The sequence below is a fragment of the Yimella sp. RIT 621 genome, assembly GCF_004146205.1.
In the GTDB taxonomy this organism is placed as follows: domain Bacteria; phylum Actinomycetota; class Actinomycetes; order Actinomycetales; family Dermatophilaceae; genus Yimella; species Yimella lutea.
Genome location: NZ_SEIP01000003.1, coordinates 19,267 through 37,803 on the forward strand (window position 1 = coordinate 19,267; position 18,537 = coordinate 37,803).

Below are 18,537 nucleotides of genomic sequence, written 5' to 3' on the forward strand. Positions count from 1 at the left end.
CACTGCATCAGGTGAAGAGACGGACCAGGCATCCTCGAACAATGAGTAACGGTCCGGCCCCCCGAGTGGGGGCCGGACCGTTCGGAGTGCTGCTGATCAGGCGGTGGCCGGACGCGCGACGCGCTTGGCGTGACGCAGACCCATCAGGGCCAGCACCAGGAAAACGAGCGCTCCGAGGAAGGCGCCGATCGCGGCCCACAGAGCGACCTTGGCCATGGTGCCGAAGGCGTAGGCGTTCAGCAGCATGCCGCGCAGGGTGTTGCCCATGAACAGCGACTGGCGCAGTTCGCCGAGCTTCTTGGTCTCTTCGGCGTTCGGGGCCGACTTGTTGGCCTTCATGTACTCGCTGCTGACCTCTTCGTAGGTCTTGTTGTTCGACTGAGTGTTCATGTGGACGAGGATGTACTGGTCGGCGAAAGCCTTGGCCTGGTCGCCGGTGGTCATCTTCTGACCGGCGAACTTCTCCAGGGCGGCCTTCTGCTCGGGGGTCTCGAGGCGGTCCTTCGCCGGCATGGTGATGTTCTGCTGGCTCAGCTGCTCCTCCACGTTGTTGTTGATGAACGAGGAGCCGTAGGCCAGCAGGGCACCAGCGACGAGCAGGACGGCGGCGAGGGCGAAGCCGAACCAGGAGACGAGACGATCGAGCGCACTGCGCATGGGAGTTTCCTTCTTCAAAGTGATCCCAGGTTGTTCTCGGGGCTGATCACTATGTTCCTACGTTCGATAGTAGTTGACAAACCAACTACTACTCCAAGTCGTTGTTTCAGGTCGATGCCGAAGTCGTCGACGTCACGAAGGCTTACCTGATCAGTCGAATACTGTTGTATGCCAGTGGTATTCAGACAGACGTGCGTGCGTCGAGGAGGCCATTACGCTCACATTTCGAGATACGCATCTCAGCTGGCAGTCGGCGACCAGGGCTACTGAGCCCCACCGACAGCATGCCGTCCGGACGGTCGACGCCGCCAGGTCAGCACCCGGCGGACCGATTCGCCAGCCGCCGTCGGCGACCGGACCGTGGACCACCGCCGGAACACCACGCATTCCGTCCCGCGGGAGCAGGTCGGTCTCGCTGACCCTGAGCCTGGCCACCGGGTGGGTTCTCGTCGCCAGGATCAGTTCGATTGCGCGCGGGCGGTTGTCGCTGCGGCAACGGCGGCACCGAGCACGGCCGTTCGGGCTTCGGCGAACGTGTCAGCGGCAGCGGTTCCGATCGCTTCGGCGAACTCGGGCATGGCCCGCCACCGTCGCAGCGTCCGCGCGGACACGCCCACGGCGACGGCAGCGGATCCCGGGTCGCCACCAACGGCAAGCATCTCGGCGGCGCGTTGCTGCGACTCGGTCAGCGTCGATGCGGTCACGACGGCCACCGTCGGGCCAACGCACGACCGACGATGATCGGTGCCCGGTGCTCGCCACGCCAAGCGGTCACGAGGTGCCTAGGTCGGACGCATCGCGGGTTCCCGCAACGTCGGAGGACGACACGGGCGCGGTCGACGGGTCGGCCCCGGGTGATTTCGAAGACGTGGCGCGAGACGGTCACGAGCCGGCGAAGCTCGGGATCCCATGCACGGGGCTGCGACGCGTCGGGCCCGGTCATGGCACCCGTCCACACGAAGTACCCGCGCATTATCTGGACGTGCGCTCGGACGTAGTACGGCAACGCTGCGAGTTCAGCGGCTGCGGTCGGGTCGGTCATGGGTGGTTCCTTCGGTTGGATGACCGGCCGCGCACCGGGAGGAGACGGGCGGCCGGTCAGCGGCTCAGGGTCGACCCGTGGCGGGGTCGGGATACGAGCACGTCGACAGGCCGAGCGATGCCGGGTCGAGGTCATGCACGATGCGTGCAGCATCTTGTTGAGGTCGGACTTCATGCGGGTGCTGTCACCGGCGGCGAGCACGATCACGGCTACGGGCACAGCAGTCACGCGACAACTCCTGGGGTTCGGGGAGCCGGCTCGAGGCCAGGCCTCCGAGCGACGATGCTATGGCGTGACAGCCTGTGCTCTCTTCCTCCCCGAAGCAGACGGTGACCCCGCTCAGCCGCCCCCGCCGCCGAGTGATCCGACGGCCCGGGCCACGACCAGCAGGCTGGTGAACAACGCGGCCGATGCCTGCAGACCCATCAGACATTTGCCCGCGCCGACAACGGCATCGTGTCGGTCGGGCTGAATGCGCTGGAGTTGGTGAGGGACATGTAGGCGTAGTCGACGAAGGTAGGCATCCAACCTGCGGTCTCGCTCGACGAGGCGCGCACTTCAGCGACCGTCTCCCGGTTCTCGTCCTGAGAGAAGCGCCAGTCGGCGGGCGGGAGTTCCTCGCGCGTCACCCGCCGTCTCGCTACCGGCCCACCGCGGTCGAGTTCCCAGTACAAAAGGGCGAAGCCGATGACGCCGGTCAACCACACCTGCATGCCGCCGATGAGCAGCGCAGTGCCGGACGCCTTTTCGTCGGGCAGCGTGGCGAGCAGCAGACCGAGGCCGGTCAAATTCGCGGCGATGATCAGGCAGGCAAGGACCACCGAGACGGCTCTGGACAAGCGGGTGTGCCGGTTCATCCGCAACGGATTGGTCCAAAGCAGCGCCATGAGCAGCAGCAGTTCGAGGCCGGGCACGACCAAGCGCGGCCCGAAGCGGATTTCACTGGGCAAGGTGGCGTAAGCGACCGCCGCGAGCACGACCGCGAGCGCCGGTGGGATGCGGTGCTCGCCGCCGCTTCGGTCATCGGGCGGATCTTGGTCGAGCGCGCGCCCGGAAGATTTCGAGTTCATTGCCACCACCTGCCACTACCTGCCCGGCTCACGCGTCCGGTCGCTCCCGAGCCTATTGGCGCGGCGCAGGCCGCGTCGGCCGGATGAGGCACCCGTCCGGGTGGCACTTCGGCCACCCTCCGCCGGTTCGCGTCGACCGGCATGGCTGCGGCAGGCTGACATTCCGAGACCGAACGCGTGGAGGACAGCATGAGTGAGTTGGACGATTCCCCCAGGCCGACGACCGCGCTCGACGCCACCCCACCGCTCGAGGGCATCAAGGTCGCCGACTTCAGCCGGGTGCTTGCTGGACCGCTGGCCACGATGATGCTCGCCGACCTCGGCGCCGAGGTGGTGAAGATAGAGCATCCGGGCACGGGCGACGACACGCGCCAGTGGGGGCCGCCGTGGACGCCACGTGGTTCGGCGTATTTCGAGAGCGTCAATCGCAGCAAGCGGAGCGTCGCGCTCGATCTGAAGAACCCCTCTCATCTGGAGATCGCACGGCAACTCGCTCTTGAAGCAGACGTTGTGGTGGAAAATTTCACGACCGGGACGATGGATCGACTCGGTCTCGGGTACGAGCAGTTGGCTGCCGAAAACCCAGGTTTGATCTACTGCTCGATCACCGGATTCGGTTCGGGCGCAGGCGCTCGCATGGCGGGCTACGACTTTCTGGTGCAGGCCGTGGGCGGGTTGATGAGCATCACCGGTGCGGCTGACGGAGAACCGACGAAGGTCGGTGTCGCACTCGTCGACGTGCTCACCGGCAAGGACGCGGTGATCGGAGTGCTCGCCGCGCTTCAGGAGCGCCACCGTAGCGGGCGGGGCCAACTCGTGGAGGTCAGTCTGCTGACCAGCCTGCTCGGCTCGCTGGTGAACCAAACGTCCTCCTACCTGACGACCGGCCGCTCACCCGGCCGCATGGGCAACGCCCACCCCTCGATCGCCCCGTACGAATCGCTGCGGTGCACGGACGGTTCGATCGCGATTGCGTGCGGGAACGACGGACAGTTCGCGCGGTTGGCGGCGCAGATCGGCCGACCGGAGCTGGCGACCGATCCGCGGTTTGCGAGCAACCCCGCCCGGGTAGCGCACCGGGCTGAGCTGGTTGCCGAACTTGAAGCCGGACTCGCAGGCGACACTGCATCCGGTTGGGTGAGGCGTCTGACGGCTGCCGGGGTGCCGGCCGGCGAGGTCGGCGACATCGGCTCCGCGATCGAGCTCGCTGAGCAACTGGGCCTCAACCCCACCGTCCATCTCGGTCCTGACCACCCGCGCCAGGTGCGTCACCCGATCAGCTTCTCGCGCAGCGGGATTCGCACCCAATCCCCGCCCCCCGACCTAGCGCAGCCACCTTCGTCCGCACGGGAGCACTGATCTGCCTCCGCAGTGAGGCAGGATTCAGCTGAGATCCACACACCAAGGGGGCTTCGATGGGCAGCACCATCTTCATCGTCCTGTTCGCGCTGCTGACCGTCATCGCGCTCGCCGTCGGGCTGAGCTTGCGTCGGCGAGCGAAATCGGCGTCCGATGAGGTCGACGGTTCGGACGATGCTCCGCGCGCCGCCGGCGAACGGCGAAAGAGCCTGCCGATCAAGCACCAGTCGCCCAGCGAACGCGCAATGCTCCGCAGCCGTAGCCGGATGGCTTTCGCGGCGAGCACGGTGTGCGGATTGCTGACTCTCCTGGTGGCAGGTTCGTCGTGCCTGGTGCAGGTGCCGACCAAGGAGTACGGCGTTGTCACCAGCTTCGGCAAACCCGTCAACGTGTTGCCGAACGGCCTGCACCTCAAGGCGCCCTGGCACAAGGTCACTGATATCGACGCGGCGATCCAGACCGACAGCTACGAACAGTCCGACAAGGGTTCGACCTGCGTGCAGGTGCGCATTGCGCACCAGGCGACCGCGTGCGTCGACGTGTCGATCCGTTGGCGGATCAAGCAGCAGGCGACGGAGGCGTTGTTCAAGGACTACCGCGACTTCGGCAACATTCGCGGCTCGCTCATCGTGCGCGAGTTGCGTTCGGCGCTGAACACCGCGATGGACTCCTACGACCCGCTGGCCGTCGACGAGAACGGCGTCTCGCAGGCTCCGGCACTCGCAGCGTTGTCGCAGCAGGTGCAGAAGGAGATGAGTGGCACGATCGGCGACCAAGTGGAGGTGTTGTCGGTGATCATCCCGGTGATGCACTTCGATGCCAATACCCAGTCGAAGGTCAACGCGCTGCTCTCGCAGGTGGCTCAGACGCGCATCGCGGCGCAGTCGGTGCAGACCAGCAAGCAACAGGCTCAGGCGAACAAGACGCTCGCCGACTCGGTGAGCAAGGACCCGAACGTGTTGGTGAGCAAGTGCTTCGACCTGCTGGAGTCGGGCAAGTTCACCCCGCCGGCCGGATTCAGCTGCTGGCCGTCGTCGGGATCTTCCGTCGTGGTGCCGAGCTCGGCGAAGTAGGACTACTCCACGGGTAGGCGTGCACATCTCGCGGACGGCGCGTGCATTGCTCGCGGGGCTCGTGAGGCGTGTACGGCGCTGGCTGCGCGCGCTCCCCGGGAAGGAATCGAACCTTCGTCGCTAATCCTGATTCAAAGTCAGGCGGCCCCTGCCAGCAGAGCAACCGGGGAATGCGCCCGAGCGGGCGCGGCGTCCAGGGTATCCGACGAGGTCAGACCTGCTGAATCTCGATCCGATTGCCGCATGGATCGTCGGTATGAAAACGGCGAACGTTCGGGACGTTCGTGTCCGGCCGCACTGGGCCGCCGGACTCTTCGATCCGGGCGGCAACCGCGTCCAGGTCGTCGACCAGGAAGCACGGGTGCGCTTTGCGCGCGGGAATGAAGCCGTCCTCGACGCCGCAATGCAACTCCTGTGGTCCCACCTGGAACCACACTCCCCCGCGCGCAGCGAGCACCGGGGGCTTGGGGATCTCGGGCAGACCCAGCACGGTGCCGTAGAACGCGCGCAGACGATCCTCCGCCCCTGCGGGGCAAGCGATCTGCACGTGATGAAGGCCTAGAACGGTCATCGTGTACCGCCTTTCGCGCCGACCGCGAAGATGCGTCGGAAAGGGAACAGCACACCGTACGGGCGACGCGGGTAGGCGACTGCCAACTCGTTACCCAGGCTCGCGAGGAACGGGTCGACCTCGTCGGGTCGAAGCGCACCGAGGATCGGACGCAGCGCCGTGCCCTTCACCCACTCGAGCACCGGATTCTCCTGCGTTCCAGCGGGATCCAGGATCTGCACATAGGTGGTCTCCCACGCGTCCACGTGACCACAGCGCGTCGAGAGCAGATCCGCATACTCCTCGGGTTCGAGTACCGGGTCGTGCCGCAGGAGCGGCGTCAGCTCCTGCGCTCGTGAATGCGACGAGACGACCTCCCGGATGATCCGATGCGAGTCAGCAGCAAAGTTCCCGGGCACCTGCATCGCGAACACCGCTCCCTGCGACGCAGCGTCAAGCCAACGCTCGATCAAAGATGCATGATCCGGCACCCACTGAAGCGTGGCGTTGGTGACGATCAGATCGACAGACACATCCGGATCCCATTGCACAACATCGGCATTCAGCCACGACACTCGACCGTCGCCGTCATGCGCCCGCGCCTGCTCGAGCATGTCCGAACTGGAGTCGATCCCGATGATCCTTGCGTCCGGCCAGCGTTCGAGCATCGACAATGTGGCCAGCCCGTTCCCGCAGCCGAGGTCGACGATGGAACCCGGGTCAGCGAGCGGGATCCGACTCAACAGATCGACGAACGGGCGAGTGCGGTGATCATCGAACTTCTCGTACTGCACAGCGTCCCAGCGCATCGGCTTCCCTCGCAGATCTCTTGATATCAAGATACTTTACATCAAGTATGGTGGCACCATGGGCAACCAGCGCACCGACGAGGTCGATGTCATCGTCGACGCCTGGCGTCGCGAGCGTCCGGATCTGGACGTCGACCCGCTTCTTGTCCTGTCCCGCGTCACGCGCCTGGCACGCCGCCTCGATCAGGCTCGATCGTCTGCTTTCAGCACTCACCAGCTGGAAGCGTGGGAGTTCGACGTGTTGTCGGCGCTGCGCCGAGTGGGGGAACCCTACGAACTCTCCCCCGGCGCCCTCGGCCAGCAAACACTGGTCACCAGCGGCACGATGACCAACCGGGTCGACCGGCTCGCCGGGCGCGGTTACGTCGAACGACGCCCCGCACCGAACGACCGCCGCGGTGTCCTGGTGCGGCTGACCGAACGTGGCCGCCAAGTCGTCGACGCAGCTTTCGAGGACCTTCTCCGCCAGGAACGCGCACTACTTGCAGCACTCCCGGCTCGCGAACGCACCCAACTCGCGTCCAGCCTGCAGCGGCTGCTGGCAACCCTCGAAAGCTGAGCACCGTCGCTCCGCCACCGATGTCGTACGTGGTGAGCGTGAGGTGCGACTCCCACGTCCGCCCGTCCGCGGTGATGCGCGCGGTGTCCTTCCACGGGCCCGTCACCGGTGAACTCCATCGCGATGTTGACGCGGAAGAACTCGCCCGGCTCCGTTCGGGTGGCAACGACCACGTAAGATATCAGCGCTATCCAACACCATCAGTTCAGTCATATGTCCAGCACACCCCGCACAACGACACGGCCGCCCACCCTGCGGGTGGACGGCCGTCGCGCGATCGAAGCAGGCTCAGGCCTCTTCGGAGGTGGCTTCCTCGGAGGTGAGGTTGCGGGTCTTGGTGAAGTCCAGCGGGATACCGGGGCCCATCGTCGTCGACATGGTCGCCTTGGTGATGTAGCGACCCTTCGACGAGGCCGGCTTCAGACGCAGGATCTCCTCCAGCGCGGCGGCGTAGTTCTCGACGAGCGACTTCTCGTCGAAGGATGCCTTGCCGATGATGAAGTGCAGGTTGCTGTGCTTGTCGACGCGGAACTCGATCTTTCCGCCCTTGATGTCGCTGACAGCCTTCGCGGTGTCCATGGTGACGGTGCCGGTCTTCGGGTTCGGCATCAGACCACGCGGGCCGAGGACCTTACCGAGACGACCGACCTTGCCCATCAGGTCGGGGGTGGCGACGACGGCGTCGAAGTCGGTCCAACCGCCGGCGACCTTCTCGATGAGGTCGTCGGAACCGACGAAGTCGGCGCCTGCAGCCTCAGCAGCGGCCGCCTTGTCACCGTTGGCGAAGACCAGCACGCGGGCGGTCTTACCGGTGCCGTGCGGCAGGTTGACGGTGCCGCGGACCATCTGGTCGGCCTTGCGCGGGTCGACACCGAGGCGGAACGCGACCTCGACGGTCGAGTCGTACTTGGTGTTCGCCGAGTCCTTGGCCAGACGGACGGCCTGCAGCGGCGCGTAGACCGAGCCTTCGCCGATCTTCTCCGCGGACGCGCGGTAGTTCTTGCTGCGCTTCATGAGTGCTCCTCGTGAATGATGTGGGAGTTGTGGTTCTGCGGACCAGCGCCGGCCCAACCACCTGTTGCCAGTAGGCAACCTGTCCATTGTCGCGCATGAACGGGGCTGACGCGAAATCGCGTCAGCCCCGTTGCTGCACAACGTTATTGCTGGTCGATCAGGACTCGACGTCGATACCCATCGAACGGGCGGTGCCGGCGATGATGCGCGACGCCATGTCGATGTCGTTGGCGTTGAGGTCCTGCATCTTCTGCTCGGCGATGGCGCGCACCTGGTCCTTGGACAGCTTGGCGACCTTGGTCTTGTGCGGCTCACCCGAACCCTTGGCGACGCCGGCAGCCTTCTTGATCAGCTCAGCGGCGGGCGGGGTCTTGGTGATGAAGGTGAACGAGCGATCTTCGTAGACCGTGATCTCGACCGGGATGACGTTGCCACGCTGGGATTCGGTCGCGGCGTTGTAGGCCTTGACGAACTCCATGATGTTGACGCCGTGCTGACCGAGGGCCGGGCCGACGGGCGGAGCCGGGGTGGCCGCACCGGCCTGGATCTGCAGCTTGATGAAGCCGGAGACCTTCTTCTTGGGAGGCATGTAGCTTCCTCTCTCTTTTCAGTGTGGGCCTACGCCGTGGGCGATGACCCGGTTGCATGTCCTCACCCGAGGCCCGGGCAAGGGGTTGAGCGACGACTCAGATCTTGGCGACCTGGTTGAAGCCCAGCTCGACCGGCGTTTCGCGGCCGAAGATGGAGACCAACACCTTGAGCTTCTGGGTGTCGGTGTTGATTTCGGAGATCGTCGCCGGAAGCGTCTCGAAGGGACCTTCCATGACGGTGACGGACTCTCCGACGTTGAAGTCGACCTCGGCCGGCGTGGCAGCCTTCTTCGCAGCACCACCGGTCTTCTGACCTGCGGCGGCCTCGGTCTCGGGCTCCTCGAAGGTCGGGTTCAGCATCGTCACGACCTCGTCGAGGTTCAGCGGCGACGGCGCGTGCGCGTTGCCGACGAACCCGGTGACACCTGGGGTGTGGCGCACCGCGCCCCAGCTCTCGTCGGTGAGGTCCATACGCACCAGCACGTATCCGGGCATCCGGACACGGGTGCCCATCTTCTTCTGGCCGTTCTTGATCTCGGTGAAGTCTTCCATCGGAACCTCGATCTGGAAGATGTAGTCCTCCATCGACAGGTTCTGAATGCGGTTCTCCAGGTTCGCCTTGACCTTCTTCTCGTATCCGGCGTACGAGTGGATGACGTACCAGTCGCCGAACTGCGAACGCAGTTCGCGCATGTACTCCTCGCGCGGGTCGACGGCCGGCTTCGTAGCCTCGGCCGCGCCTTCGTCCTCGGAAGTCTCGGACTCGGCATCCGCGACATCGTCAGCCTTGACGGCAGCGTCCTCGGCCTCTGCGTCAACCTGGGTGCCCTCGCCGTCGACGTCGTCGGCGTACGCGGGCATGCCCTCGTCCTCGGCATCGGCCACGCGCAGGTCGTCGTCGGCGTCGGCACCCGGTGCCGGCGAGGTCACGTCCTGGGCAGCGTCGGGCAGTTCGACGGACTCGGCCGTCTCCTGTGCGTCGACGTCAGGGCTGTGCTGCTCAGTCATGGACCTGCTTCCTTGATTCGTTTTCGTTTGCGTCGGTGCGGACGTCGCGGCGGGTCAGCTGGTGCCAAACACGAACGACACGGCACGGCTGAAGACCCAGTCGAGGCCGAGGACGAACAACATGATGAACACGATGAAAGCCAGTACCACGATGGTGTACTGGGTGAGTTCGTCGCGGGTGGGACGGACCACCTTGCGGATCTCGGCGATGACCTGCCGGATGTACAGCAGAATCCGACCGAAGAATCCCTTGGAGGACTGCTCCGTGTCGCGAGCGCTCGCGGTGCTCGTGTCGGCCACGGTGTCGCCTCTCTCCTGATCGATCACGTATGCGCAGGGCACGAGGGACTCGAACCCCCAACCCCCGGTTTTGGAGACCGGTGCTCTACCAATTGAGCTAGTGCCCTGTGGTCGGGATGTTGGAAATCCTGACCGGGTGGCCGCCTGCGGACACGACTGAGCGTGGCTGACAGTCAACCGAAGGACGAGTCTACGTCAGACCCCGCTACGGAAGCCAACCCGGCTCGGCCACTAGCGTTCCGCCATGGCTGCAACGAAGGATGCGACGACGGACGACACCACTCGCGGACGCTCGCTGCTCACGTTGCCGAAGGCGCATCTGCACCTGCATTTCACCGGCTCGATGCGCATCGAGACGGTGCGCGAGATGGCCGACAAGCACGGTCTGCGGCTGCCGAACGCACTCACCCGTGACTACCCGCCTCAGCTGTCCGGGGTGGACGATCGCGGCTGGTTCCGGTTCCAGCGACTGTACGACGCCGCCCGCGCGTGCGTTCGCGACGAGCAGGACATGCGACGCATCGTCCGGGAGGCTGCGCAGGACGACGCTGCCGAGGGCTCGAAATGGTTGGAGATCCAGGTCGACCCGACCTCGTACGCCGGATTCGTCGGTGGCATCACGCCGATGCTAGAGATCGTGATCGACGAGGCCAAGGCCGCCTCGAGCGATCTCGGTATCGGCGTCGGAGTGCTGGTGGCCGCGTCCCGCATCAAGCACCCCTACGACGCCCGGACCCTTGCCCGCCTGGCCGTGCAGCACGCCGGCGACGTCCTGGCATTCGGTCTTTCCAACGACGAGCGCCGCGGCAACACCGAGGACTTCGCCCCGGCGTTCCGCATCGCCCATGCCGGCGGCTTGGCGTCCGTACCCCATTCGGGCGAGCTTCTCGGACCGCAGGCGATCAGCGAGACCATCGACTCACTCGGCCCGCAGCGGCTGGGTCACGGCGTCCGGGCAGCGGAGTCGGACGTGGTGCTGGAGCGGGTGCTCAACAACGACATCGCACTCGAGGTCTGCCCGGGATCGAACCTCGCCCTCGGCGTCTACTCCTGCCCCGAGGACGTGCCACTTCGCCAATTGTTCGACGCGGGCGCGACCATCGCGCTCGGGGCCGACGACCCACTGCTGTTCGACAACCGGCTCGCCGCGCAGTACGAGACGGCTCGGACGGTGCACGGCTTCAGTGACGAGGAACTCGCCGAACTCGCCCGGCACTCGATCCGCGCATCACTCGCACCGGACGACAGCAAGCGCGAGATGTTCGCCGAGGTCGACGCCTGGCTCATCGAAAGCCCGCAGAACTGACACGCTGACCCGCGCGTTCTGCGGACACCCGCTCCTGAATGTCCGCAAGGTGGCCGCGTTGACGCGCCAGTTCTGCGGACTCTCGAGTCAGAGGTCGTGGCCGACGAAGACGGGTTCGTTGACCAGTTCCACGCCGAACGCCTCCCGGACGCCGTCGCGCACCGTGCGTGCCAACTCGGCGACGTCGTGAGCAGTCGCCTTCCCGCGGTTGGTCACCGCGAGCGTGTGCTTGGTCGACAGCGCAGCGGGGCCGGGCATCCCGAAGCCCTTGCCGAAGCCGCCCTTGTCGATCAGCCATGCCGCGCTCGTCTTGACCATGCCGTCGGGGGCCGGGAACTGCGGCGGCTTCGGGCCGTCGGCACCGAGCCGCTCTGCGGCGCGCTTCTCCAGGTCCGCGAACCGTTTCGGGGACAGGATCGGGTTGGTGAAGAACGAACCGCAGGACCAGGTGTCGTGATCGGACGTGTCCAGCACCATGCCGCGCTTGCGGCGCTGGGCCAGCACGGCCTCGCGTGCATCGGCGAGCGACACCCGAGCGCCCTGGTCGACCCCGAGCTGGGCGGCCAGGTCGGCGTACGCGACCGGCTGCGACAGGTCGGCAACCGTCAACTGGAAGAGCACGTCGAGGACGACGAAGCGTCCGGTCTGCTTGAAGACAGAGTGCCGGTAGGTGAAGTCGCAGCGCTGGTTGGTGAAGGTGCGGATCTGCTGGGTGTCGCGGTCGAAAGTGCGCACCTGGGCGATCGTCTGCGCGACCTCTTGTCCGTACGCGCCGACGTTCTGCACCGGCGTCGCGCCGACCAGACCGGGAATGCCGGAGAGCGCTTCGATGCCCGACCAGCCCTCGGCGCACGCACGCGCGACGAACTCGTCCCAGTTCTCCCCCGCTGCGACCCGCACCATCGCGCCCCCACAGGAGTCGCTCGACTCGACCTGGATACCGCTGTTGGCGATGTGGACGACCGTGCCGGCGAAACCGTCGTCGCTGATCACGAGGTTCGAGCCCCCCGAGATGATGAGGAGGGGTTCGTCGGCGTCGTCGACCTCACGCACGGCATCGACGATGTCGTCGATGGATTCCGCAGTGACCAGCCGGCGCGCCGGCCCACCGACGCGCATGGTGGTGAGCGTCGCGAGCGCGACGTCGTGTGCATCCTGCATCAGCGCCCGCTCAGGTCGACGGTGGCCAGCGCGCGGCTGAGCACCTTCGTCCCGCCCTGGGTGGCGGTGAGTTCGACCGTGACGCGGTCGCCGTCGATCTTCTTGATCGTGCCGGTCACCGCGAGCGGGGTGGCCGAGTCGTACTCGACGACGACCGGTGCGCTGAAGCGCACTCCGTACTCGACGACTCGTCCCGGGTCGCCCACCCACTCGCCGACCAGCGAGACCGCGGCGCCCATCGTCCACATGCCGTGACCGATCACGCTCGGCAGGCCCACCGACGTCGCGAACTTTTCGTCCCAGTGGATCGGGTTGAAGTCACCGGACGCGCCGGCGTAGCGCACGAAGGTGGCGCGGTCGACGGTGATCTGGGTGCGGCCGATCTCCTGGCCGACCTCGAGTTCGGAAGCCTTGGGGCTCATGCGTCGTCTCCTCCTCGAATGACCACGACACAGTTGACGTCGCACACGGCCGCGCCGTCGACGGTGGTGATGGCGGTCTTCAGGGTGACCATCGAGTGGCCGCCGGCCGACCGCACCCGGTCGACGGTCGTGGCCGCGATGACCTCGTCGCCCGCGACCAACGGGCGGTGGTGGACGAAGCTCTCTTCGCCGTGCACCAACCGGCTGAAGTCGATGCCGGCCTCGGGGTCGGCGATCGCGGCGCCCTCGGCCTGCTGGGCGATGATCACGGCGAAGGTCGGCGGCGCCACGACGCCGGCGTAACCGAGCGAACGGGCGTGCTCGACATCGGTGTGCACGGGATCGTTCGCGCCGACGGCTGCGGCGAACTCGGCGATCTTCGTGCGGGACACGGAGTAGGTCGGGATGGCCGGGTAGGTGCGGCCCTCGACTTCGTGGTTGACCGGCATATGCCGACCCTATCCCCCGCCTGCGACAACCGTCGCTTGATGGCCGCGGACGCCGAAGGGCACCGGCCGTGGCCGGTGCCCTTCGTGCGTGTTGCGTTTGGTGCGGGGTCGATCAGGAACCCGACGGGGCGGCGGTGCTCGTCGGCGCCTCGGACGCCGGGGCCGCCGACTTCGACGTCGCAGCGGGTGCCTGGGTCGAGGCCGGTGCCTCGCTGGTCGAGGTCGCCGAAGCAGACTTCGCGCTCGAGGTGCTCAACGAGGACGAGCTGGACGACGTCGAGCTGCTCTCGGCCGCCGCGCTCGCCGGCGGCATGCCATCAGGGCAGGCGCAGTCGGGCGGGGTGCCGGGGATACGGAAGGTTGGCGTCGTGTACGGCAAGTGCGTATTGGGGTCACCAGTCGGCGACGACGAGTGGTTCCAGATGATCGTCATCGTGAAGTCGAACACCTGGTTTGAACTGTTGCTGCTGTCGGCACGGAAGACGACATCGCGGCATTGGTTCGCAGCCAGCGCGATCGGCAAGCTCGGACTAGCGTGAGTCAGGGTGAGGTTTGTGCCAACCGTCGTGTAGCTGACGCCGTGGATCCAGATCGGCACCGGCGAGTTGTTGCACACGGTGAACCGGAACTCATACCCCTTCGGGAAGGTCTTGCAGCTCTTGCCCGGGCTCTTGCAGTAGCCGTTCAACTTGAAGGTGGGCGGCGTCTGGAGGGAGCTGGCCAGCGCCGGCGCAGCGGACGCGAGGGCAACGGTCGGGACGCTCCACCCGGCCCCCTTGGCGAGCGTGCGTCGTGAGATCGAGCGACCGGGTGTACGAGTGTCAGCCATGTTGTTATCCCCTGAACTTTCCCGAAGTTTCCGCGCGGTGATTCGGGGTTCGCCGGCCGAAGCCGAAGTCACCGTGGCCGAGCAGTGCCAGCAAGCCCCGCGCGGGCCCACTTACACGAGGGTTTGCAGTAAGTCACAACCCCCCGCGCCGATAGTACAGGTATCTTCGTGGACGCGCACCTGTGATACGCGAAACAGGGTGCGGTCACCGCGTCCGACCCCGTCAGAGCGCACGAGACCCCCGGGCGCAAGCGCCAGGGGGTCTCGAACTGCGAAGGAGCCGCGGATGCAATCAGCGCGTCTCGCGGTGCGCGGTGTGCTTGCCGCAGCGCGGGCAGAACTTGGCCAGCTCGACCCGGTCGGGGTTGTTGCGGCGGTTCTTCTTGGTGATGTAGTTGCGCTCCTTGCAGTCCACGCACGCCAAGGTGATCTTGGGACGGATGTCTGCGCTCTTGCTAGCCACGGGGCAACCTGCTCTCGAAACGATGAATGTGGGTACTACTTTGGGATTGGTAGCGGGAGCGGGGCTCGATCCCGCGACCTCACGATTATGAGTCGTGCGCTCTAACCAGCTGAGCTACCCCGCCTTGGGGAACACGTCTCGCCTGAAAATCATTCCAGGCCCTGACGTGGACCAGAGCCCCCAAACGGAATCGAACCGTTGACCTTCTCCTTACCATGGAGACGCTCTACCGACTGAGCTATAGGGGCCTGCCTCCACCGACCGTCGAAACCTTGCGTTTCGAACCGTTCGGTAGCGCAGCGAAGAGGTTACCGGACACCTCTTCGATTCACGAAATCGAGTCGGGCCCGTGCTCCCCGATGTGTTCCACGACCACTGATCCGACGGCGTGCACGGTGCCCTTGCGGGCCGCGCGAAGCACCAGATCCCAGCCGTTCTCGGCCTCGTCCGCGATGAAGCGGACCTTGCCGGGGATGAGCACCGGCTTCTTGAACTCGACGCTGACGGTGTACTTCTCCGGCAGCCGGTTCTCGACGGCGGCGAGCATCTTCGACTTGCTCCACATGCCGTGGACGATGGTCGTCGGGAAGCCCAACGCCTTCGCGGCCAACGGGTGCATGTGGATCGGGTTCACGTCACCGGAGACGGCGGCGTAGCGGCGTCCCAGGTCGGCAGTCAGCGCCCAGGTGACGCCCGCTCCGTCGGCCGGCTCCGGCTCGTCCGACTTCGACGGCACCTCGCCCGGAACTTTCTGCCCGCGGAACAGGTAGGTGGACGTCTCGGCCCATACGACCTCGTCCCCCACTTTGATCGTGGACACGAGGTCGGCCTGCGCGCCGCGGAAGTGTGGCCGGAGGTTCTCGATGCCCACCTCCAGTTCGAGCACCTCTAGGGCTCCGACCCGACGGTGCTGGGTGATCGTGTTGGATAGGTGCACGCTGCCCATCAGCGGGAAGGGGAACTCCTTGTCCGCCATGAGCGTGACCTGCAGCGGGAACACCAGCACGTGCAGGTAGGTCGCCGGCAGCAGGTGTGTGACCGGGAAGCCGCACACCTGGTCGTAGGCGGCGAGCGCGCCCTGGTCGACCTTCACCCCGCGCTGGACGACGCGGACGTCAGGCAGCGTGCGGCCCTTGCGGGCGAACCCAGTGGCCGCGGCCTTCGCCAGCACCGGCCCGAGGGTCGGCGTGGCGTCGAGCTCGATGGTGCGCGTCATGGACTCATGCTCCCAGCTGGGACTGGCCGCAGACCCGCAGCACCTGACCGGTGACACCGGCGGATGCGGGCTCGGCGAAGAAGGCGATGGCCTCGGCCACGTCGACGGGTTGGCCACCCTGGAGCAGGGAGTTGAGGCGTCGGCCGACCTCGCGGGTCCCCATCGGGATCTTCGCGGTCATCTCGGTCTCGATGAAGCCGGGGGCGACGGCATTGACGGTGATGTTGCGTCCCTCGAGCTCCTTGGCGAGTTGGCGCACCATTCCGATGACACCGGCCTTCGACGCGGCGTAGTTCGACTGGCCGCGGTTGCCGCCGATGCCACTGATGGATGCGACGGACACGATGCGGCCGCCGTCCTTGAGCCCGCCCTGGACGGAGGGGTCGAGCAGCACCCTGTTCATCCGGAACTGCGACTGCAGGTTGACGTCCAGCACTGAGCCCCAACGGTTTTCATCAGTGTTGACGAACAACTTGTCGCGGGTGATACCGGCGTTGTGGACGATGACGTCCAGTTTGTCGGCGTGCTGAGCCACGGCCTTCGCGATGCGCTCACCGGCATCTGGCGCGGTGATGTCGAGTTGGAGCGCAACCGCACCGATGGAGTTGGCGACCTTCGCAAGCGAATCGCCCGCGGCCGGGATGTCGACCGCGATCACCTTCGCGCCCGCACGGGCGAAGACCTTGGCGATCTCCGCGCCGATACCGCGAGCAGCGCCGGTGATCACCGCGACCTCACCCTTGAGCGGGACGTGGACATCAGCGATCGTGGGCACGTCGCCGGCGCCGATCGCGACGGGCTGACCGGACACATAGGCCGAACGGCTGGACAGGAAGAACCGCAGCGGCCCCTTCAGAGCTTCGTCGGACGCGTCCTGGCTGATGCGCAGGAGGTTGGCGGTGCCGCCGGCCCGCATCTCCTTGCCCAGGCTGCGGGTGATGCCTTCGAGCGCCTGCTGAGTGGCCGCTGCTTCGACGTCGGTCTCCTCGGCCGGCACGGCGGACAGGACGACGATGCGACCGTTCTTGCCGAGCTTCTTCATCGCGGGTCCGACGGTGGCACGCAGCTGCTGGAGCTGGTCGAGCGTGCGGGCCGCGGTGGCGTCGAACACGACCGCGGACAGCTTCTCGTTGTACTCCGAGTCGGACTGCGCATCAACGACATTCGCACCCGCATCCGAGAGGACGGAGCGGACGGCGTCGAGCGCCGGAGCATCGCCGATGCCGGCGATCGCGGCCGGGCCCTCGATCAGTTGCTGCCCGACCGCGTAGCGGCGCAACACGGTCGGCTGCGGTAGGCCCACGGTGCCGGCGATCTTCTTGCCGAACCCGCCGTTCACGAACTTGGTGTAACCGTCGATACCGCTCACTTGGCAGCCTCCAGAATCGCGACGACGCCCTGGCCACCGGCAGCGCAGATGGAGATCAGGCCGCGGCCCTCCCCCTTCTCGTGCAGCATCTTCGCCAGCGAGGCGACGATGCGTCCGCCGGTGGCGGCGAAGGGGTGGCCGGCCGCGAGCGACGAACCGTTGACATTGAGCTTGCTGCGGTCGATCGAACCCAGCGGGGTGTCGAGACCGAGCTTGTTCTTGCAGAACTCCGGGTCCTCCATGGCGGCCAGGTGGCACAGCACGGTGGACGCGAACGCCTCGTGGATCTCGTAGAAGTCGAAGTCCTGAAGGGTGAGGTTGTTGCGCTCGAGCAGTCGCGCGATGGCGTACGGCGGAGCCATCAGCAGACCCTCGTTGCCGTGCACGTAGTCGACCGCAGCGGTCTCTGCGTCGACGAACCGCGCCAGCGGCGTGAGCTTGTGCTCGGCCGCCCACTCCTTGGACCCCAGCAGCACCGCGGACGCACCGTCGGTGAGAGGGGTGGAGTTACCGGCGGTCATGGTGGCCCCCTCGCCCTTTCCGAACACCGGCTTGAGGGTGGCGAGCTTCTCGACCGAGGAGTCCGGACGCAGGTTGTTGTCGCGAGTGACGCCGAGGTAGGGGGTGACCAGGTCGTCGAAGAACCCGCGGTCGTAGGCAGCGGCAAGGTTCTGGTGGCTCTTGACCGTCAGTTCGTCCTGCGCCTCGCGGCTGATGCCCCACTCCTTGGCGGTGATCGCCATGTGGTCACCCATCGACAGACCGGTACGCGGCTCACCGTTCTTCGGCTGCTCCGGCGTCAGCTGGTTGGGGCGCACCTTGAGCAGCGCCTGGATGCGCTGCTGCGGGGTCTTGGCGTAGTTGGCCTTCATCAGCGTCTTGCGCAGGTTGTCGTTCACCGCGAGCGGTGCGTCGGAGGTGGTGTCGGTACCACCGGCGATGCCGGAGTCGATTTGACCGAGCGCAATCTTGTTGGCCACCAACACAACTGCCTGGAGACCGGTGCCGCACGCCTGCTGGACGTCGTACGCAGGGGTGGTCGGGTCGAGGTGCGAACCGAGCACGCACTCGCGGGTCAGGTTGAAGTCGCGCGAGTGCTTGATGACGGCGCCGGCAGCGACCTCACCGAGGCGCTCGCCACCCAGGCCGAAACGTGCGACAAGGCCGTCGACGACGGCGGTCAGCATGTCCTGGTTGGAGGCCTTCAGGTACTTGCCGCCCGAGCGGGCGAACGGAATGCGGTTGCCGCCGAGGACGAAAACGTCACGCGGGCCTGCGGTGAGGCTCATGG

Annotated in this window: 22 protein-coding genes and 4 tRNA genes; 5 read left to right on the forward strand and 21 right to left on the reverse strand. The window is 66.3% G+C overall.

Features of this window, described 5'->3' with window-relative positions; translation table 11 throughout:
* Window positions 1-96: 96 nt before the first annotated feature.
* The 4 genes from EU513_RS03515 to EU513_RS03530 form a co-directional block, all read right to left on the reverse strand.
* A complete protein-coding gene (locus tag EU513_RS03515; RefSeq protein ID WP_129624530.1) occupies window positions 97-657 on the reverse strand; it encodes a hypothetical protein in 561 nt (186 codons plus the stop codon).
* 458 nt (window positions 658-1,115) lie between these two features.
* Window positions 1,116-1,361: a hypothetical protein gene (locus EU513_RS03520; protein WP_129624531.1), complete on the reverse strand. Its 246-nt coding sequence runs from the start codon at window positions 1,359-1,361 to the stop codon at window positions 1,116-1,118.
* Window positions 1,358-1,927 carry a hypothetical protein gene (locus EU513_RS03525; RefSeq protein ID WP_129624532.1) on the reverse strand — a complete coding sequence of 190 codons (570 nt, stop codon included), beginning with the start codon at window positions 1,925-1,927 and terminating at the stop codon, window positions 1,358-1,360. The genes EU513_RS03520 and EU513_RS03525 overlap by 4 nt, the downstream gene beginning before the upstream one ends.
* 197 nt (window positions 1,928-2,124) lie before the next feature.
* Window positions 2,125-2,769, reverse strand: a complete 645-nt coding sequence (locus tag EU513_RS03530; RefSeq protein WP_205744660.1) for a hypothetical protein — start codon at window positions 2,767-2,769, stop codon at window positions 2,125-2,127.
* 189 nt (window positions 2,770-2,958) lie between these two features.
* Here EU513_RS03530 and EU513_RS03535 point away from each other — a divergent pair, with 189 nt between their 5' ends.
* Window positions 2,959-4,128 (forward strand): CaiB/BaiF CoA-transferase family protein, encoded by a 1,170-nt coding sequence (locus tag EU513_RS03535; protein ID WP_129624533.1) that lies wholly within the window; start codon window positions 2,959-2,961, stop codon window positions 4,126-4,128.
* A 56-nt stretch (window positions 4,129-4,184) separates the two neighbouring features.
* On the forward strand, window positions 4,185-5,201 hold the full coding sequence (locus tag EU513_RS03540; RefSeq protein ID WP_129624534.1) for an SPFH domain-containing protein: 1,017 nt from the start codon (window positions 4,185-4,187) through the stop codon (window positions 5,199-5,201).
* A 91-nt stretch (window positions 5,202-5,292) separates the two neighbouring features.
* On the opposite strand, the gene EU513_RS03545 is transcribed toward EU513_RS03540, so the two are convergent.
* From EU513_RS03545 to EU513_RS03555, 3 genes are all read right to left on the reverse strand, one after another.
* Window positions 5,293-5,371, reverse strand: a tRNA-Gln gene (locus tag EU513_RS03545).
* A 41-nt stretch (window positions 5,372-5,412) separates the two neighbouring features.
* Window positions 5,413-5,772, reverse strand: coding sequence for a VOC family protein (locus tag EU513_RS03550; RefSeq protein ID WP_129624535.1), 360 nt, complete (start codon window positions 5,770-5,772; stop codon window positions 5,413-5,415).
* Entirely contained in the window at window positions 5,769-6,560 is a 792-nt protein-coding gene (locus EU513_RS03555; protein WP_129624536.1) for a methyltransferase domain-containing protein, read from the reverse strand. The genes EU513_RS03550 and EU513_RS03555 overlap by 4 nt, the downstream gene beginning before the upstream one ends.
* Before the next feature lie 58 nt (window positions 6,561-6,618).
* Between EU513_RS03555 and EU513_RS03560 the strand changes: the two genes are divergently transcribed.
* Entirely contained in the window at window positions 6,619-7,119 is a 501-nt protein-coding gene (locus EU513_RS03560) for a MarR family winged helix-turn-helix transcriptional regulator (RefSeq protein ID WP_129624537.1), read from the forward strand.
* A 288-nt stretch (window positions 7,120-7,407) separates the two neighbouring features.
* Here the strand turns inward: EU513_RS03560 and rplA are convergent, their stop codons facing one another.
* The 5 genes from rplA to EU513_RS03585 form a co-directional block, all read right to left on the reverse strand.
* Window positions 7,408-8,133, reverse strand: coding sequence for a 50S ribosomal protein L1 (gene rplA, locus EU513_RS03565; protein WP_129624538.1), 726 nt, complete (start codon window positions 8,131-8,133; stop codon window positions 7,408-7,410).
* A gap of 157 nt (window positions 8,134-8,290) precedes the next feature.
* Window positions 8,291-8,722 carry a 50S ribosomal protein L11 gene (gene rplK / locus EU513_RS03570; RefSeq protein WP_129624539.1) on the reverse strand — a complete coding sequence of 144 codons (432 nt, stop codon included), beginning with the start codon at window positions 8,720-8,722 and terminating at the stop codon, window positions 8,291-8,293.
* A 97-nt stretch (window positions 8,723-8,819) separates the two neighbouring features.
* Window positions 8,820-9,731 (reverse strand): transcription termination/antitermination protein NusG, encoded by a 912-nt coding sequence (gene nusG / locus EU513_RS03575; RefSeq protein WP_168990126.1) that lies wholly within the window; start codon window positions 9,729-9,731, stop codon window positions 8,820-8,822.
* A 54-nt stretch (window positions 9,732-9,785) separates the two neighbouring features.
* Window positions 9,786-10,031, reverse strand: coding sequence for a preprotein translocase subunit SecE (gene secE, locus EU513_RS03580; RefSeq protein WP_168990127.1), 246 nt, complete (start codon window positions 10,029-10,031; stop codon window positions 9,786-9,788).
* Between the two features lie 34 nt (window positions 10,032-10,065).
* A tRNA-Trp gene (locus tag EU513_RS03585) sits at window positions 10,066-10,138 on the reverse strand.
* Between the two features lie 137 nt (window positions 10,139-10,275).
* Here EU513_RS03585 and EU513_RS03590 point away from each other — a divergent pair.
* On the forward strand, window positions 10,276-11,337 hold the full coding sequence (locus tag EU513_RS03590) for an adenosine deaminase (RefSeq protein WP_129624541.1): 1,062 nt from the start codon (window positions 10,276-10,278) through the stop codon (window positions 11,335-11,337).
* A gap of 87 nt (window positions 11,338-11,424) precedes the next feature.
* On the opposite strand, the gene EU513_RS03595 is transcribed toward EU513_RS03590, so the two are convergent.
* Genes EU513_RS03595 through EU513_RS03605 form a run of 3 tightly spaced genes read right to left on the reverse strand, consistent with a single transcriptional unit; the run spans window position 11,425 to window position 13,369 of the window.
* Window positions 11,425-12,498, reverse strand: a complete 1,074-nt coding sequence (locus EU513_RS03595; RefSeq protein ID WP_129624542.1) for a UDP-N-acetylmuramate dehydrogenase — start codon at window positions 12,496-12,498, stop codon at window positions 11,425-11,427.
* Window positions 12,498-12,920: a MaoC/PaaZ C-terminal domain-containing protein gene (locus EU513_RS03600; protein ID WP_129624543.1), complete on the reverse strand. Its 423-nt coding sequence runs from the start codon at window positions 12,918-12,920 to the stop codon at window positions 12,498-12,500. The genes EU513_RS03595 and EU513_RS03600 overlap by 1 nt, the downstream gene beginning before the upstream one ends.
* Window positions 12,917-13,369, reverse strand: coding sequence for a MaoC family dehydratase N-terminal domain-containing protein (locus EU513_RS03605; RefSeq protein WP_129624544.1), 453 nt, complete (start codon window positions 13,367-13,369; stop codon window positions 12,917-12,919). Before EU513_RS03605 ends, EU513_RS03600 begins: the two co-directional genes overlap by 4 nt.
* 134 nt (window positions 13,370-13,503) lie before the next feature.
* Between EU513_RS03605 and EU513_RS03610 the strand changes: the two genes are divergently transcribed.
* The gene (locus EU513_RS03610) at window positions 13,504-13,908 is read left to right on the forward strand and encodes a hypothetical protein (RefSeq protein ID WP_129624545.1); all 405 of its coding nucleotides are present in this window, start codon (window positions 13,504-13,506) and stop codon (window positions 13,906-13,908) included.
* A gap of 582 nt (window positions 13,909-14,490) precedes the next feature.
* On the opposite strand, the gene rpmG is transcribed toward EU513_RS03610, so the two are convergent.
* The 6 genes from rpmG to EU513_RS03640 all read right to left on the reverse strand — a co-directional run bounded on the left by rpmG (window position 14,491) and on the right by EU513_RS03640 (window position 18,535).
* The gene (gene rpmG / locus EU513_RS03615; RefSeq protein ID WP_141929217.1) at window positions 14,491-14,661 is read right to left on the reverse strand and encodes a 50S ribosomal protein L33; all 171 of its coding nucleotides are present in this window, start codon (window positions 14,659-14,661) and stop codon (window positions 14,491-14,493) included.
* A gap of 47 nt (window positions 14,662-14,708) precedes the next feature.
* A tRNA-Met gene (locus EU513_RS03620) sits at window positions 14,709-14,785 on the reverse strand.
* Window positions 14,786-14,836: 51 nt separating this feature from the next.
* A tRNA-Thr gene (locus EU513_RS03625) sits at window positions 14,837-14,909 on the reverse strand.
* Between the two features lie 80 nt (window positions 14,910-14,989).
* Window positions 14,990-15,877 (reverse strand): MaoC/PaaZ C-terminal domain-containing protein, encoded by an 888-nt coding sequence (locus EU513_RS03630; protein ID WP_129624547.1) that lies wholly within the window; start codon window positions 15,875-15,877, stop codon window positions 14,990-14,992.
* Between the two features lie 4 nt (window positions 15,878-15,881).
* Complete coding sequence (locus EU513_RS03635; RefSeq protein WP_370447334.1) at window positions 15,882-17,246, reverse strand: 3-oxoacyl-ACP reductase; 1,365 nt, start codon at window positions 17,244-17,246, stop codon at window positions 15,882-15,884.
* On the reverse strand, window positions 17,243-18,535 hold the full coding sequence (locus tag EU513_RS03640; protein ID WP_129624548.1) for an acetyl-CoA C-acetyltransferase: 1,293 nt from the start codon (window positions 18,533-18,535) through the stop codon (window positions 17,243-17,245). Before EU513_RS03640 ends, EU513_RS03635 begins: the two co-directional genes overlap by 4 nt.
* Between the last annotated feature and the right edge of the window lie 2 nt (window positions 18,536-18,537).